The organism is Streptomyces sp. PH10-H1 (assembly GCF_030063355.1).
Taxonomy (GTDB): domain Bacteria; phylum Actinomycetota; class Actinomycetes; order Streptomycetales; family Streptomycetaceae; genus Actinacidiphila.
In genome coordinates, this window is record NZ_JASISZ010000023.1 from 80758 (window position 1) to 94606 (window position 13849).

The window sequence follows — 13849 nt, forward strand, 5'->3', positions numbered from 1 at the left end:
TCTCCGGGGAAGGTACGGGCCCAACAGCGCCCGGAAGCCAGGTCGAAGCCCCGGAAGCATGTGACCACGCGAGGAGACCCATGGCCCCGGCGGACCGTCAGCCGGTCGCCGCGGAGCCGGCGGAGGACTGCAGGGCGTCGACTGCGGCTCGGATCGCCGGGCGGCGGTCGGCGTCCTCGCGCCAGACCGCGTAGACGTGGCGGTGCATGGTGTGGCGGACCGGGACGACACTCACCCCGGCGGGGACCGGTCCCCGGCCGAGTCTGGGGGCGACCGCGACGCCGAGACCGGCGGCCACCAGCGCGAGCTGGGTGTGGTGTTCCTCGGCGGAGTGCGACAGCCGCGGCTCGATCCCCTTGCCCCGCAGGGTGAACAGGAGCCAGTCGTGGCAGAACTCACCGGCCGGCCAGGAGACCCAGTCGTCGTCCGCGAAGTCCTCGAGTTCGATCTGGGACCGGCCGGCGAGGGGGTGGCCGGACGGCATCGCGACGTCCGCGATGTCATCCAGCAGCGGGGCCTTGGCGAGGCCGGACGGCAGGGACAGGGGCCGGTTGTACCAGTCGAGGACAACGGCGAGGTCCATGTCGCCGCGCACCACCCGGGCCACCGACTCGGCCGGTTCCATCTCCTCCAGCCGCGGTCGCAGCTGCGGGTGGTCCCGGCGCAGGGTGGCGAGCGCCGCGGGCAGCAACCCCCTGGCGGCGGTCGGGAACGCCCCGAGGACGATCTCCCCGACGGCCGCTCCCCGGTGCGCCTCCAGGTCGGAGTGGGCCAGCTCGACCAGCGAGAGGATGCGTTCGGCGTGACCGGACAACAGCCGGCCCGCGTCGGTGAGGCGTACACCGCGGCCGTTCTTGGCGAGCATCTGCTGGCCGGTCTCCCGTTCCAGCTTGCCCATCTGCTGGGAGACGGCCGAGGTCGTCACATGCAGGACGTCCGCGGCGGCGCTGACGGAGCCGTAGGTGGCGATGGCATGCAGGATCCGGAGACGCTCCAGGTTCAACATGTAAGTAATACTACGCGTTGACTCACATTTAATCTCGCTTGTTCTACGCAATAAAATCAGTCATCGTAGGCGCATGAGCGTCCCCGCCGGCCTCCGGCCCGCCACCGCGCCCCCCGTCCCGGCACCGGGGGCGGCGACGCCGGTCCGCCGCGCGGTGGACTGGCGGATCCGCTTCACCGTCCTGGGCCTCATCTGGGGATTCAGCTTCCTGTTCATCAAGGTCGGCACCGAGGCGTTCGCACCGCTGCAGGTGACCCTCGGCCGGATGGTCTTCGGCACGGTAGTGCTGGTCGCCGCGCTGATCGTCAAGCGCGACCGGCTGCCGCGCGGGAAGTGGGCCTGGCTGCATCTGACCGTCGCGGCGCTCCTGCTCAACGCGCTGCCGTTCTCGCTGTTCGCCTACGCCGAGCTGACGATTCCCTCCACCCTGGCGGGGATCTGCAATGCCACCACCCCGCTGTGGAGCATGGTCGTCTCGGTCGTCGCACTCTCCGAGGACCGTCCGACGCGGCAGCGCTTCGCGGGCGTCGGACTCGGCTTCCTCGGGGTGCTGACCGTGCTCGGCGCCTGGCAGGGCTTCTCCGGCCAGGATCCGGCAGGCACCGCCATGGCCCTGATAGCGGCCGCGAGTTACGCGGTCGGCTGGGCGTATGTGCGCCGCACCCTGGCGGGATCCGGTAACTCCAACCTGGCGATGTCCGGCAGCCAGCTGCTGCTCGGCACGATTCAACTCGCTGTGATCACACCGTTCTTCACCTCCATGCCCACCTCCTTCCCGCTGCTGTCGGTGCTGTCGGTCCTCGCGCTCGGGGCCCTGGGCACCGGGATCGCGTTCCTGATCCAGTACGGCCTGGTCGCCGAGAAGGGGCCGACGATCGGTGCGATGGTCACCTATCTGATCCCGGTCGTGGCGACCGCCGCGGGAGTGCTGCTCCTCCACGAGCGGCTGGGCTGGAACGAGCCGGTCGGCGCGGCCGTCGTCCTGGCGGGCGCCGCGCTCACCCAGCTGCGCCCGCGCAAGGCGCGCAAGGCCCGGACCGCAGCGGGCACGCCTCAGCCGTAACCCGCGCACGGGTCTCAGCCGTAGCGCCCCGCGCCTGACGCCCCGACCACCCGGGCGACGGCGTCGGCGAGCGGCACGATGTCGTCCGGGCCCATGGCCGAGACCGTGAGCCGCACCCCGGGGGCCGAGGCCAGCCGGAAGCGGGCTCCCGGGGCGGTGGCCCAGCCGGCCTGCAGCAGCCCGGCCACGGCGCCGGTCTCGTCGGAGACCGGCACCCATACGTTCATGCCACTGCGGCCATGGGCCGCGATACCGCGGTCGGCCAGCGCCAGGACCAGGGCGTCACGGCGCCGGCCGTACGACCGCGCCACCCGGCGCGGATCGACCGCGCCGGACTCCCACAGGTGCACCACGGCGCGCTGGAGCAGATGGCTCACCCAGCCCGCACCCAGCCGGTACCGTCCCTGGACGCGGTCGACGGTGACGGGGTCGCCGGTGAAGACGGCCAGCCGCAGGTCCGGGCCGTACGCCTTGGCGGTGGAACGCACCAGCGCCCAGTGCGTGGTGACGCCGGACAGGCAGTGCAGCGGCAGATCGACCAGGCCGTGGACGTGGTCGTCGTCCACCACCAGCACCTGCGGGTATTCCACGAGCACCGCCCGCAGTTCCCTGGCACGGTCCGCCGAGATCGCCGCGCCGGTGGGGTTCTGCCCGCGATCGGTGACGACGAGCGCGCGCGCTCCGTCCCGCAGCGCCCGTGCGACGTCCGCGACGACCGGGCCGTCGTCGTCGACCCCGACCGGCACCGCGCGCAGCCCGACGGCCGGCACCAGGTCCAGCACGCTCCCCCAGCCCGGGTCCTCGACCGCCACCGCGTCGCCGGGGCGCAGGTGGGCCGTCAGTACCCGTTCGATCGCGTCGAGCGATCCCGAGGTGAGGCCGATGGGACCGTCCGGCACACCGTCCCGGTCGAAGGCCGCGCGGGCGAGGCCGTCCAGTTCGGCGTCGACCGCCGGTCCACCGTAGAGCGCGGGGTCCTCGGCGTTGCGGTCGAGGGCCGCCGCGAAGGCCGCCTTCAGCGGTGGCAGCAGCGCGACGTCCGGATTGCCCTGGGAGATGTCCCGCACCCCGGGCGGCACTTCGATCCGGATCTGGTCGCGCGAGGTGGTGGCGGGCCGGCTGCGCACCCGGCTGCCGCGCCGCCCGGCCGTCTCGATCACCCCGCGGTCGCGCAGCAGCCGGTAGGCGGCGGCCACCGTGTTCGGGTTCACGTCCAGTTCCTGGGCCAGTTCGCGCAGCGGCGGCAGCGGCGCGCCGGGCTTGAGCGCGCCCTCGCCCACCGCCCGCTCGATGTCGGCGGCGATACCCGATGCGCCCCGGCCTGTGATTCGATACTCTCCTAGCACAAACATGATTATGCACTAGTTCAAAGGATTCCGCCATGACCACCTCGTACGAGACCACGGACCGTACCGTCCCCACCCGGGCACGAGAGCGTGCCGCCTACGACCGTGAGACCGTCCACGCGATCCTCGACGAGGGCTACCTGTGCCACCTCGGGTTCATCCGCGACGGCGCGCCCGTCGTCCTGCCCACGCTCTACGCCCGGGTCGGCGAGCGGCTCTACGTCCACGGCTCGACCGGATCGCGGCCGTTGCGCGGCGCAGCGGACCCGGGGCTGGCCGTCTGCCTGACCGTCACCCACCTCGACGCCCTGGTGCTCGCCCGCTCCGCGTTCCACCACTCGATGAACTACCGCTCGGTGGTGGTGCACGGGACCGCCTATCAGGTCACCGAACCCGCCGAGCGCCTCGAAGCGCTGGACGCGCTGGTCAACCAGGTGGTGCCGGGTCGCGCGGACGACTCGCGCCGCGCCAACGCCCGGGAGCTGGCGGCGACCTCCGTCATCCGACTCGAGCTCCTGGAGGTGTCGGCGAAGCTCCGCACCGGTGGCCCCAACGACGAGCCCGAGGACGCCGGTCTGCCCTACTGGACCGGGATCGTCCCCGTCGACAGGACCTACGGCGCCCCCGTACCGGCCGACGATCTCGACCCGGCCATCGACCTGCCCGCCTACCTCGCCTGAGGGGACCGCGACATGCTGATCCACCCCTGGGACGCGCCGCTGGACGACGCCGAGTGGCAGACCTGGCTCACCGGCCACGACTTCGGGCAGCTCGCCGTCAACGGGCCGCCCGGCGAACCGCCGTTCGTCCAGCCGCTGCACTTCGCCTACGACGCGGAGCGCAACGAGGCGTTCACCCACCTCGCCCGCCCCAACCCGCTGTGGCACGCCCTGGAGGCAAACCCGCGGGTGACGCTCAGCGTCGTGGACGACTACACCTTCATCCCCGGCCCGTGGCACGCCCCTGAGGGCGTGCCCCCCGAGCACGGCACGCCGACCAGCTTCTACGCCGCCGTCCAGCTGGTGTGCACGGCGCATGTCATCGACGACGAGGCGCAGAAGGCCGCCGTGCTGCACCGTCAGCTCGCGCACTTCCAGCCGGCCGGCGACTACGCGCGGGTCGCCCCCAGGCTGGCCCCGTTCGGCCGGATGCTGCCCGGAATCCGCGGGATCCGGCTCGAAGTGACGGAGGTCCGCGCGAAGTTCAAGTACGGCGGCAACAAGCCCCGGCACATGCAGCAGCAGGTCACGGAGCGCCTCGCGGACCGGGCCGCCCCGCATGACGAGGCGGCCCGTGCCCATCAGCTGCGCCGGCTGGCCGCTTCCGGTTGATTCACCGGCCGGCGAGGTCTCAGGTGGAGCGGTCCCACCTGCCGGGGCCTCAGCCGGCGCCGGCCGACCGCACCGCCGCGCGGCGGCCGGCCGAGGCCAGCCGGGCCTCCTCCAGGCCCAGCGCCGTCACCGCACCCAGCAGGATCACGGTGCCCAGCACAGTCGCTCCGGTCAGCCGCTCACCGAGGACCACGACGGCGATGACCGCCGCTGACACCGGTTCGATCAGCGCGATGACCGAGACCGTCGCCGCGCGGACCACCGCGGCGCCCGCGAAGTACAGCCCGTAGGCGAGCGCCGTCGGCACGGAGGCCAGATAGACCATCAGCCACAGGGTGTGGCCGAGGTCGGCGCTGTGCGGCCACAGCCCGTCCGCCGCGGCGAGCGGCAGCAGCGTCACCGCGCACACCGCGAAGGACCACAGCGAGGTCGCGAACGGGTCCCCGGCGTCGCCGCCCCGGCCCATCCACCGGGTCAGCAGCGTGATGCAGGCGTAGCCAGACGCGGACAGCAGCGCGAGCCCGACCCCGGCCGGGGCCACGGACCCGCCGCCATTGCCCAGGACGAGTACCGCGAGCCCGGTCAGGGCGCCCGCGACCGCCACGGCGCCGCCGCGGCCGAGCCGTTCGCCCATGGTGACGCGGGCGCCGATGGCGATGATGACGGGTCCCGCGCCCAGGGTGACGACCGTGGCGACGGCCAGTCCTGTCGACTGGACGGCGGCGAAGTAGGCGGCCTGGAAGACCGTCAGGCCGATACCGGTGGCCAGGATGCGGAGCACCGCACGCCGGCGGGGCTCCTTCGGCGCCGCGGTACGGGCGGCAGCGCCGCGCCGGCGGGCCTGCCGGACCAGCAGCAGAAGGGCGAAGCCCCCGGCGGTGCGCCAGAAGGTCAGCGCGATGGGGCCGAGGCCGCTGCTCGCGAGGAGCAGCGCGGCGGCCGCGCCGGCGGTGCCCCAGGCGGTCGCGGCGAAGGTGATGTAGAGCAGGCCGCGTCCGACGGACGGGGCAGGGGTGTGGCCATGAATCGATGGCACGAGTGTTCTCCCGCAGAAGACATGAGGCGGTCGCGTGGTCCCGTGTGCGGGCAGCCGCGACCTGCTCGGGTACCTGCCCGAGCCGGGTCTTCCGTGGCTTGGCGGCCCGCCTAGGCGGCGGGCGGCGGCAGAACGGTGAGGTGCATGATCGTCACCTTACGAGGAGCGGGCGCCCGCTCACAAGGCCGGGTCCGGGCAGTGCCCCGCTGCGGCGAACAGGGCTCAGTCGACGTGCAGGGCTCAGACGAGGTCGGGCTGTGGCAACGGCTCGGCCACCGGCTTGCTCCTGCCGCCCTGGCTGGTGGTCTGGGCGACGAACGCGCCCGCCAGCACCAGCGTGCCGCCGATGATCTGCGGTACGCCCAGGTGTTCGCCGAGCAGCACCCAGGCGAACACGGTCCCCACCACCGCTTCGAGGCAGGCGACCACCCCGGCCACCTGCGGGGTCAGCTTGCGCACCGCCAGAACCCCGGTCAGATAGGCGACCACGGTCGCCACCAGGACGATCCAGCCGACGAGCAGCACGGCGGGCACCTGCTTGTCGCCGAGCGCGGCCTGCCGGCCGAGCACCTCCCAGTGCATCCCCCACGGTCGCGCCACGGCGGTCATCACCGCGGCGCCGATCAGCAGCCCGAAGGCGATGACGGCGATCGGGTCGGGGGCGTCCTCGCCCTCGGTGCCGTGGTCGGCCAGGACGAAGTAGCTGACCTGGCAGCAGGCCGCGCCGAAGGCCAGCAGCAGGCCGAAGGCGTCGAAGGCCAGGCCCGACCACACCTCGACCACCGAGGCCATGCCGCCGACCGCCAGCACCACACCGATCGCCGCGGCGCGGCTCACCGGCCGGCGCTGCACGAAGCGCACCCAGCCCAACAGCAGGGCGGGGCCCAGGAACTCGACGAGGATCGCGACACCCACCGGGATCCGGGAGATCGCCGCGAAGTAGAACGTCTGCACTCCCGCGATGGCGAGAAGGCCGAACCCCGCGAGCAACCCGGGCCGCTCGCGCAGCAGGGAGCGGTGGCGCAGCGCGACCGGCAGCATGATGAGCGCCGCCCCCGCCACGCGCAGCCACACCACATCCAGCGGGTCGAGTCCCGCCTCGATCAGCGGTTTCGCCGCTACTCCTGAACCACCGAACGCGAACGCTGACGCCAGAGCGAGCCCCAGCCCCGCGTTCCTCCCCTGAGAAGCATGCATCGGGTCATAATGTCAGCTCGCGACAGGACCTTCGTCCAGATAGCGGCTGACGTCCAGTCCCGCGGTACGCAGCACCTCCACCGCGCGGCTCTCCGGATCGGCGGCCAGCGCAGTGAGCAGGTCGACGCCGTCGGCCTGGATCCGGCCCCGGCGCTGGGCCGCCAGCACGGCCGTCCGCATCGCGGCGGCGGCGGACGGACTCCAGCCCGGGGCGGCGCGCCCGGCGATCACCGGCAGCGCCCCGGAGTCCTCGACCGAGCCGCGCCACTCCATGCCGTAGCCGATGCTGCGCTGCACCAGATAGCCGAGCACCCGCGCCACCTGGCCGCTGCCCGCGTCGCAGACGGCTCGCGCCCGGGGGTCGGTCTCCAACAGGGAGTGCAGCAGATGGGCGGTGTCGATCTGCCGGTCCCCGTCCCGTCCAGCGCGCCGCCGGGCGCCGGCGGCCACCGTGCGCAGCTCCACGGTGAGCCGCGCGTCGTCGTCGAGGTGGGTCAGGTCCAGGGGCCGGGCTTCGCTGTGCACTCTCCTACCTCATCAGGACGCGATCCCCGGAGCATCCCCGCGAGGGGCCATGTGCGGGTCCGTCCGAAGGCGGGGGGTTCCGGCCTGCCTCATCCCTGAGGATGAGGCAGGGCCACAGGACGCTTCACGGCCACAGCAGCCCCCGCCTCCAGTCGCCGCCCTGGCGGACGTAGTGCAGCCGGACGTGGAAGCTGTCCGGGTCGCCCTGGAAGAACTCCATCTCCTCGGCCCGCAGCCGGTAGACCGTATGGCCCGCCGGAACGGCCCCCGGGTCGGCGGCGACCAGGCCCGTGGCCCGCCGTCGTTCCTCGTCGTACGCGCCGGGTCCGGCGAGCGGAGCGCTCATCCGCCCGGTGAAGCCCGCGACCCGGGACGGCTCGCCGCGGCCCAGGAAGTCGCGGCGCGCGGTCTCGGCGTCCAGCACCTCGACGCTGCCGGCCGCCCGGATCTGACGGCCGTGCAGCGGCCAGTACCAGCTCAGCGCCGCGTGCGGGTTCGCCGACAGGTCGTGCCCCTTGCGGCTGCCCGCGTCCGACGCGAAGACGAACGCGCACGCGTCGGAGTCGATGCCGCGCAGCATGAGCACCCGCGCCGAGGGGCGCCCGTCGCGGTCCGCGGTGCTGAGCGTCATGACGTGCGGTTCCGGCACGCCGTCGTCCAGCGCGTCGCCCAGCCAGTGGGCGAACTGCCGCCCCGGGGCGGGGTCCGCGTGCCCGGGGTCGAACCGCGGCAGCGATCCGGCCAGCACCGGCGTGGAGCGCATCCGTGCCAGCAGCTGCTCGTCCATATGTCCTCCTGTTGACCGCGCAACCACGATGGCCCCGCCCTTCGTCCCTCACAGGCACACGAACCCGCCTGCCCCGTCCCGGGGAAGGAGACCGATGGCCAAACCGCTGCTTTTCCTCGACATCGACGGCGTCCTCAATCCGGTACTGCCATCGGCGGAATTCACCGCGTACGACATCCTGGACTACACCGTGCTGCTCTCGGCCGGTACACGGCGCGTGGCTGCGCGAACTGTCCGCCGTCTACGAGCTCACCTGGGCCACCACCTGGGAGCACGAGGCCAACCGTCACACAGCCCCGCGGCTGGGCCTGCCGGCGCTGCCCGTAGTGGAGTTCAGCCGCTACCGGCCGCGCCCCGGGGATCCTCGGCTGCCGCGCGCGGAACTGTTCTCGGGCCGCAAGTGGGCGCCGATCCTGCGCCACGCGGGGGCCGCCCGTTCGCCTGGACCGACGATGTCATCCCGCGGCGGCTCGCCCGGCAGGCGCGATTCCGCCGGGACCGGGTGCTGCTGCGGGTCAATCCGGCACACGGGCTGAACCGGGGGCATGTGGACCGGCTGCTGAGCCGCGGGCCGGTACCGACGCGGAGTGTACGGCTGGCCCGGCGCGAATCCCTGGCGGCTCAGCAGTTCTGACACTTCATCAGTATTGAATGTTCGGGCCCCTGCGACTACGTTCCGCGACACCGTCGCTGCGCGCGAGCCGCAGCGCCCTCGCACAAGGAGTGATCGCATGGCCGAAGTCTCCGCACAGGCGCGCATCGCGGCCCCGGCCGAGAAGGTCTGGAGGCAGCTGACCGACTTCGCGTCGTACGGCCAGTGGAGCGCCACCCACACCAGTTTTCCGAAGGGGGGCCCGTCGCCGCTGGCGGCCGGCGCCACCTACCAGGAGAACATGAAGATGATGGGCTTCCCGGCCGAGGTCACCTGGAGCGTGGAGACCCTGGAGGCCGAACGGGTTCTGGGCATCAAGGGCAAGGGCCCGATGGGCGTCAACCTCAGCATGACCTACACCCTGACCCCCGAGGGCGACGGCACCGAGCTGCGGATCGACAGCAGCTTCGCCGGCGCCGCCGTCTCCATGATGGCGGGCAAGCTCAAGGATTCGGCGACCGCCGCCCTCAACGAATCGCTGCGCAAGCTGGCCGGGCTCGTCGAGTAGCGGCCGCCGGCACTTGGGGGACGTGCGGACGGATGCGGGGCGGCGGCCGGAACCGCCGCCCCGCACCCGCCGGTTCAGCGCACCGTCACCGCGGCGGTCTTGTCGCCCGCCGTGAAGGTGTACGCGCCGCGCTCGACCTTCGGTGTGCCCGCGCCGTCGAGGTCGCCCGGCGTCACCGCGAGCGTGCTCGCCGGCACCTGCAGCCGTACCGTCCGGGTCTCCCCGGCCGCCAGGTGCACCTTGGTGAAGGCGACCAGCCTGCCGGCGGGTGCCAGGACGTCACTGACCGGCCGTGACACGTACACCGGCACCACGAGGTCCCCTTCCCTGCCACCGGTGTTGGACACCGTGACCTTGACTCCCACCGGGTCCCCGGCCCGCACCGCCGGCTTGTCCGCCGTGATCGCGCCGAAGGCGTAGGAGGTGTAGGAGAGCCCGGCGCCGAACGGGTAGGCCGCGTCGTACGAGGACTCGGGCCCGCCGTTGGTGCCCGGCAGCTGCTGGTAGTACAGCGGCCCGTTGCCGATGTGCTTCGGCCAGGAGACCGGCAGCCGTCCGCTGGGGTTGACCTTGCCGAACAGCACGTCGGCCACGCCGTGTCCGCCCTCGCTGCCCGGCAGCCAGGACATCAGCAGCCCCTGGGTGCCGTCCGCGTCGCCGAGCGCGAGCGGCCGGCCCGCGATGACGACGGTGACGACCGGCTTGCCGGCCGCCTTGAGCGACTTCACCAACGCCTGCTGGTCCGCAGGCAGTTCGGGCCGCGGGGTGTCCGCCGCACCTTCAGCGGCGGCCTTCTCCCCGACCACGACGACCGTCAGATCGGCGTCCTTGGCCTGCGCCACCGCGTCATCGGCGGTGGTGGCCCGCACCACTTGGGTGCCCGCGGGCGCCGCCTCCTTGATCCCGGCCAGCACGGTTATGCCCGGCAGGGCCACGCCGTTGGGGACGCCCTGCCAGCCGATGGTCCAGCCGCCCACCTGGTCGTTGATGTCATCGGCGTAGGAACCGGCGACCACGATCTTCTTGGCCGCCGGGGAGACCGGCAGCACCCCGCCGTCGTTGCGCAGCAGCACCTGCGACTCGGCGGCGGCCTTGCGCGCCAGGTCCTTGTCAACACCCAGAACCGCCGCGTCGGCCTTGGCGGCGTCCACGTACGGGTGCTCGAACAGCCCGAGTTCGAACTTCATCCGCAGGATTCGGCCGGCGGACTCGTCGATGCGCTTGACGGACACCAGGCCGCGGTTGACAGCGGTCTTCAGGCCGGTGCTCCACTCCTTGGCGAAGTACGGCTCCATGGCCATGTCCAGGCCCGCGTTGACCGCGAGCGCGATCGCCTCGGGGTAGTCGGCGGCGATCTTGTACTTGGTCTGCAGCGCCCGGACGTCCTCCCAGTCGCTGACCGTGACGCCCTTGAAGCCCCACTGGTCGCGCAGCACCTTGGTGAGCAGGTACTTCGAGGAGGTCGCCGGGATGCCGTTGACGGCACCGGAGTTGACCATCACCGTCTTGGCGCCGGCTTGGACGGCCTGCTTGTAGGACGGCAGCAGGGTGTCCTGGAGATAGCGCATGGAGACGTCCGCGGGCACCCGGTCATGCCCGTTGGACGGTTCGGAGTAGCCGCCGAAATGCTTCACGGTGGCCACGACGTGCTTGGCGCCGTTCGCCGAGTCGATGCCGTCGACGCTCGCGGCGGCCAGGGTGCCGGCCAGCAGCGGGTCCTCGCCGTAGGTCTCGTAGTAGCGGCCCCAGCGCTGGTCGCGGGCGAGATCGGCGACGGGCGCGAAGTTCCAGTCGATGCCGGTCGCGGCGACCGAGCGCGCGGTGGAGGCGCCCGCGGCCTTCACGGTGGCCGGGTCCCAGGTGGCGCCCAGGCCGATCTGATGCGGGAACACAGTCGCGCCGAGCACGTTGTTGTGGCCGTGCACGGCGTCCACCCCGTAGAGCACCGGTATGTGCAGCCGCGAGTTGTCGACGGCGTACTTCTGTACGGTATTGACCATCTTCGCCCACTCCGCGGGCGTGTTCACCGCGGGTCCCATCCCGCCGCCGGAGAGCACGGAACCGGCCGCGTAGTCCCCGAGCACCGACTTCATGCACGTCTCGTTGAGGGCGCCGCCGCTCCATTGGCAGTCGCCCTGGATCCGGGCGACCGCGATCTGGTCCATCTGCCCGATCTTCTCCTCCAGCGTCATCCGCTTCAGGAGGTCCTTGACGCGCAGTTCGACCGGCGCTTTGGAGTCGGTGTAATGGGGCGAGTCCCCGGCCTGGGCCGGTACCGCGCCGACCGCCGCGACGCAGGCCGCGGCGGTGGCCAGGGTGACAAGTCCCCTGAAGCGGGTTCTTGGTGACTTCATGGGCATCGCAGCATCCGTTCCTGTCCGGGCCCCGGTGAGCGGAGCCGCTTTACGTAAACGTTTCCGGTGCGCCGGAAGTCTGTCTTCGCCATGACACATCGTCAAGACTGTGTGCAGCACACAACCTCACCACTTCAGGAACAGGTGCCATCGCCGTGAACATCCGCGAACTCGCCCTGCGCAGCGGCGTTTCGACCGCGACCGTCTCCCGCGCGCTCAACGACCGCGCCGAGGTGAGCGAGGCGACCCGCAACCGTATCCGGCGGCTCGCCAGCGAACTGGGCTACGCGCCGAACGAACCCGCCCGCACACTGGTGCGCCGCCGGTCCGACACCATCGGCCTGGTCTGGGACACCGGCTATGAGACGCTCGGATTCCAGCATCCATTCCTGCAGGGCATGTTGAGCGCGGTGCGCACCGCGCTGTCCGAGGCGGACTACCACCTGATGCTGCTGACCACCTCGGGGCCCGGCGACGCGGACACCACGTATCTGCAGGCGGTGCGCCGCCACAACCTCGAAGGCGTCATCGTGCTGGGCACCCCCGCCGACGACCGCGCCCTGCGGGCCCTGGCCGCCTCCGACGTCCCCTGCTCCGGGATCGACGTCGCGCTGAGCGGCCCGCGCACCGTCCGCGTCACGTCCGACAACGCCGCCGGCGCGGCCGCCGCCGTGGAGCACCTGTACGCCCTGGGACACCGCAGGATCGCCACCGTCACCGGCCCGCTGCGGCTGCCGCCGGCCGCCGAGCGGCTGGCCGGATTCCAGCAGGCGTGCGCCCGGCTCGAGGTGGCCGTCCCTCCGGAGTACGTGGTCACGGGGGACTTCTTCCTGAACAGCGGTGAGCGCGCCGTCCGTACCCTGCTCGCTGCGGCCGAACCGCCCACGGCGGTCTTCGCGGCCGGCGACCAGATGGCGATCGGCGCGCTGCACGCGGCCGCCGACGCGGGGCTGTCCGTCCCCGGCGATCTCGCGATCGTCGGCTTCGACGACATCGACGCGGCCTCCCTGGTCCGCCCGGCCCTGACCACCATCGCCCAGGACCGGCACGCGCTGGGCTCGGCGGCCGTCAAGGCGCTGCGCGGCCTGCTGGACGCTGATCCGGCGGAGCCGGCCACGCCGTGGATCGTGCCGACCCGGCTCGTCGTACGCGCGTCGAGCCGGCCCGGGGCATAGCGCCCCGGACCGGCTCATCGGCCCCGCTCATCGGCCCGTCTCTGCGGCCCGTCTCTGCGGTTCAGTCCTCTTCGGCGAGGATGAGGTACAGCTTCTTGCGGGCGTCGTTGACCACGAGCAGCGCCTTCTCGCGCTGGTTGGGGGTGCCGGTCGCCCAGACCTGCTTGAAGGCCTCGACGAGGCCGCCGCCGGCCTTCCGGATCTCGTTCATGGCATCCCAGTCGATGCCCCGGCCGGCCTCTTCCCACGGGGCGTCGGGCCCCGCGTCGGATTCGGTCCGGCCGGCGTCGGTGAGCGTGAACAGCTTCTTGCCGCCCTCGCTCGCGCTGGTGATCAGGCCCTCGTCCTCCAGCAGCTGCAGCGTCGGGTACACCGAGCCGGGGCTCGGCTTCCACGCACCGCCGCTGCGCTCGGCGATCTCCTGAATCATTTCGTAGCCGTGCATCGGACGGTCCTTGAGCAGCGCCAGGATCGAGGCGCGGACATCGCCGCGCCGCGCCCGGCCCCGGGGCCCGCCCCGACCGCGCCCGCCGGGGCCGAAGGGGCCGCCCCCGAAGGGCGGGCCGAACGGACCGAAGGCCGCACGCCGCTGCTCACGTTCTTCTCCCCCGCCGTGGTGGCCGGGTCCGCAATGTCCATGTCCTTGGGAACGCATGATGACGCTCCTCCCATCGTTGATCGGTCGCGATGCTTCAACGATATATCGGAATCGTACGTTCGGCAAGGCTCTTCCGGGCCACCTTGACCTGTGCCAGTGAAGATGGGCCCCTTGTCATCGAAGTTGGGCTGATGGTTGTTTGTGTCATTGAAGATGGGCCACTGCATTGTTTGTGACATTGAAGTTGGAGCATCGATAGTGATCTTCTTAT

At 72.1% G+C, this 13849-nt stretch carries 14 protein-coding genes; 6 read left to right on the plus strand and 8 right to left on the minus strand.

Annotated features, from left to right (window positions below; all coding sequences use genetic code 11):
• Positions 1-97 precede the first annotated feature (97 nt).
• The gene (locus QMK24_RS16570) at positions 98-1006 is read right to left on the minus strand and encodes a LysR family transcriptional regulator (RefSeq protein WP_283466773.1); all 909 of its coding nucleotides are present in this window, start codon (positions 1004-1006) and stop codon (positions 98-100) included.
• A gap of 73 nt (positions 1007-1079) precedes the next feature.
• Here QMK24_RS16570 and QMK24_RS16575 point away from each other — a divergent pair, with 73 nt between their 5' ends.
• A complete protein-coding gene (locus tag QMK24_RS16575) occupies positions 1080-2069 on the plus strand; it encodes a DMT family transporter (RefSeq protein ID WP_283466774.1) in 990 nt (329 codons plus the stop codon).
• Positions 2070-2083: 14 nt separating this feature from the next.
• Here QMK24_RS16575 and QMK24_RS16580 read toward each other — a convergent pair whose 3' ends face one another.
• Positions 2084-3415, minus strand: a complete 1332-nt coding sequence (locus tag QMK24_RS16580) for an aminotransferase class I/II-fold pyridoxal phosphate-dependent enzyme (protein ID WP_283466775.1) — start codon at positions 3413-3415, stop codon at positions 2084-2086.
• A 35-nt stretch (positions 3416-3450) separates the two neighbouring features.
• Here QMK24_RS16580 and QMK24_RS16585 point away from each other — a divergent pair, with 35 nt between their 5' ends.
• Positions 3451-4095, plus strand: coding sequence for a pyridoxamine 5'-phosphate oxidase family protein (locus QMK24_RS16585; protein WP_283466776.1), 645 nt, complete (start codon positions 3451-3453; stop codon positions 4093-4095).
• A 12-nt stretch (positions 4096-4107) separates the two neighbouring features.
• Positions 4108-4746 carry an FMN-binding negative transcriptional regulator gene (locus QMK24_RS16590; protein WP_283466778.1) on the plus strand — a complete coding sequence of 213 codons (639 nt, stop codon included), beginning with the start codon at positions 4108-4110 and terminating at the stop codon, positions 4744-4746.
• Positions 4747-4795: 49 nt separating this feature from the next.
• Here the strand turns inward: QMK24_RS16590 and QMK24_RS16595 are convergent, their stop codons facing one another.
• The 4 genes from QMK24_RS16595 to QMK24_RS16610 all read right to left on the minus strand — a co-directional run bounded on the left by QMK24_RS16595 (position 4796) and on the right by QMK24_RS16610 (position 8291).
• Positions 4796-5782, minus strand: coding sequence for a DMT family transporter (locus tag QMK24_RS16595; RefSeq protein WP_502962599.1), 987 nt, complete (start codon positions 5780-5782; stop codon positions 4796-4798).
• A 240-nt stretch (positions 5783-6022) separates the two neighbouring features.
• Entirely contained in the window at positions 6023-6979 is a 957-nt protein-coding gene (locus tag QMK24_RS16600; protein ID WP_283466779.1) for an EamA family transporter, read from the minus strand.
• Between the two features lie 12 nt (positions 6980-6991).
• Positions 6992-7504 (minus strand): Clp protease N-terminal domain-containing protein, encoded by a 513-nt coding sequence (locus tag QMK24_RS16605; RefSeq protein WP_283466780.1) that lies wholly within the window; start codon positions 7502-7504, stop codon positions 6992-6994.
• Between the two features lie 124 nt (positions 7505-7628).
• The gene (locus QMK24_RS16610) at positions 7629-8291 is read right to left on the minus strand and encodes a pyridoxine/pyridoxamine 5'-phosphate oxidase (RefSeq protein WP_283466781.1); all 663 of its coding nucleotides are present in this window, start codon (positions 8289-8291) and stop codon (positions 7629-7631) included.
• Between the two features lie 94 nt (positions 8292-8385).
• Between QMK24_RS16610 and QMK24_RS16615 the strand changes: the two genes are divergently transcribed.
• Together QMK24_RS16615 and QMK24_RS16620 are read left to right on the plus strand one after the other, a co-directional pair.
• Positions 8386-8925, plus strand: a complete 540-nt coding sequence (locus QMK24_RS16615; protein WP_283466782.1) for a hypothetical protein — start codon at positions 8386-8388, stop codon at positions 8923-8925.
• Between the two features lie 97 nt (positions 8926-9022).
• Entirely contained in the window at positions 9023-9451 is a 429-nt protein-coding gene (locus QMK24_RS16620) for a type II toxin-antitoxin system Rv0910 family toxin (protein WP_283466783.1), read from the plus strand.
• A 74-nt stretch (positions 9452-9525) separates the two neighbouring features.
• On the opposite strand, the gene QMK24_RS16625 is transcribed toward QMK24_RS16620, so the two are convergent.
• Positions 9526-11805: a glycoside hydrolase family 3 N-terminal domain-containing protein gene (locus tag QMK24_RS16625; RefSeq protein ID WP_283466784.1), complete on the minus strand. Its 2280-nt coding sequence runs from the start codon at positions 11803-11805 to the stop codon at positions 9526-9528.
• Positions 11806-11960: 155 nt separating this feature from the next.
• Here QMK24_RS16625 and QMK24_RS16630 point away from each other — a divergent pair, with 155 nt between their 5' ends.
• Entirely contained in the window at positions 11961-12980 is a 1020-nt protein-coding gene (locus QMK24_RS16630; protein ID WP_283466785.1) for a LacI family DNA-binding transcriptional regulator, read from the plus strand.
• 61 nt (positions 12981-13041) lie between these two features.
• Here QMK24_RS16630 and QMK24_RS16635 read toward each other — a convergent pair whose 3' ends face one another.
• A complete protein-coding gene (locus tag QMK24_RS16635) occupies positions 13042-13635 on the minus strand; it encodes a PadR family transcriptional regulator (protein WP_283466787.1) in 594 nt (197 codons plus the stop codon).
• Positions 13636-13849 lie beyond the last annotated feature (214 nt).

Bases quoted from the DNA above. Each gene is read 5' to 3' on its own strand.
- QMK24_RS16570 (WP_283466773.1), bottom strand. From the start codon at position 1,006: ATGTTGAACCTGGAGCGTCTCCGGATCCTGCATGCCATCGCCACCTAC.
- QMK24_RS16585 (WP_283466776.1), top strand. From the start codon at position 3,451: ATGACCACCTCGTACGAGACCACGGACCGTACCGTCCCCACCCGGGCA.
- QMK24_RS16615 (WP_283466782.1), top strand. From the start codon at position 8,386: ATGGCCAAACCGCTGCTTTTCCTCGACATCGACGGCGTCCTCAATCCG.
- QMK24_RS16590 (WP_283466778.1), top strand. From the start codon at position 4,108: ATGCTGATCCACCCCTGGGACGCGCCGCTGGACGACGCCGAGTGGCAG.
- QMK24_RS16625 (WP_283466784.1), bottom strand. From the start codon at position 11,805: ATGAAGTCACCAAGAACCCGCTTCAGGGGACTTGTCACCCTGGCCACC.
- QMK24_RS16575 (WP_283466774.1), top strand. From the start codon at position 1,080: ATGAGCGTCCCCGCCGGCCTCCGGCCCGCCACCGCGCCCCCCGTCCCG.
- QMK24_RS16620 (WP_283466783.1), top strand. From the start codon at position 9,023: ATGGCCGAAGTCTCCGCACAGGCGCGCATCGCGGCCCCGGCCGAGAAG.
- QMK24_RS16600 (WP_283466779.1), bottom strand. From the start codon at position 6,979: ATGCATGCTTCTCAGGGGAGGAACGCGGGGCTGGGGCTCGCTCTGGCG.
- QMK24_RS16610 (WP_283466781.1), bottom strand. From the start codon at position 8,291: ATGGACGAGCAGCTGCTGGCACGGATGCGCTCCACGCCGGTGCTGGCC.
- QMK24_RS16635 (WP_283466787.1), bottom strand. From the start codon at position 13,635: ATGCGTTCCCAAGGACATGGACATTGCGGACCCGGCCACCACGGCGGG.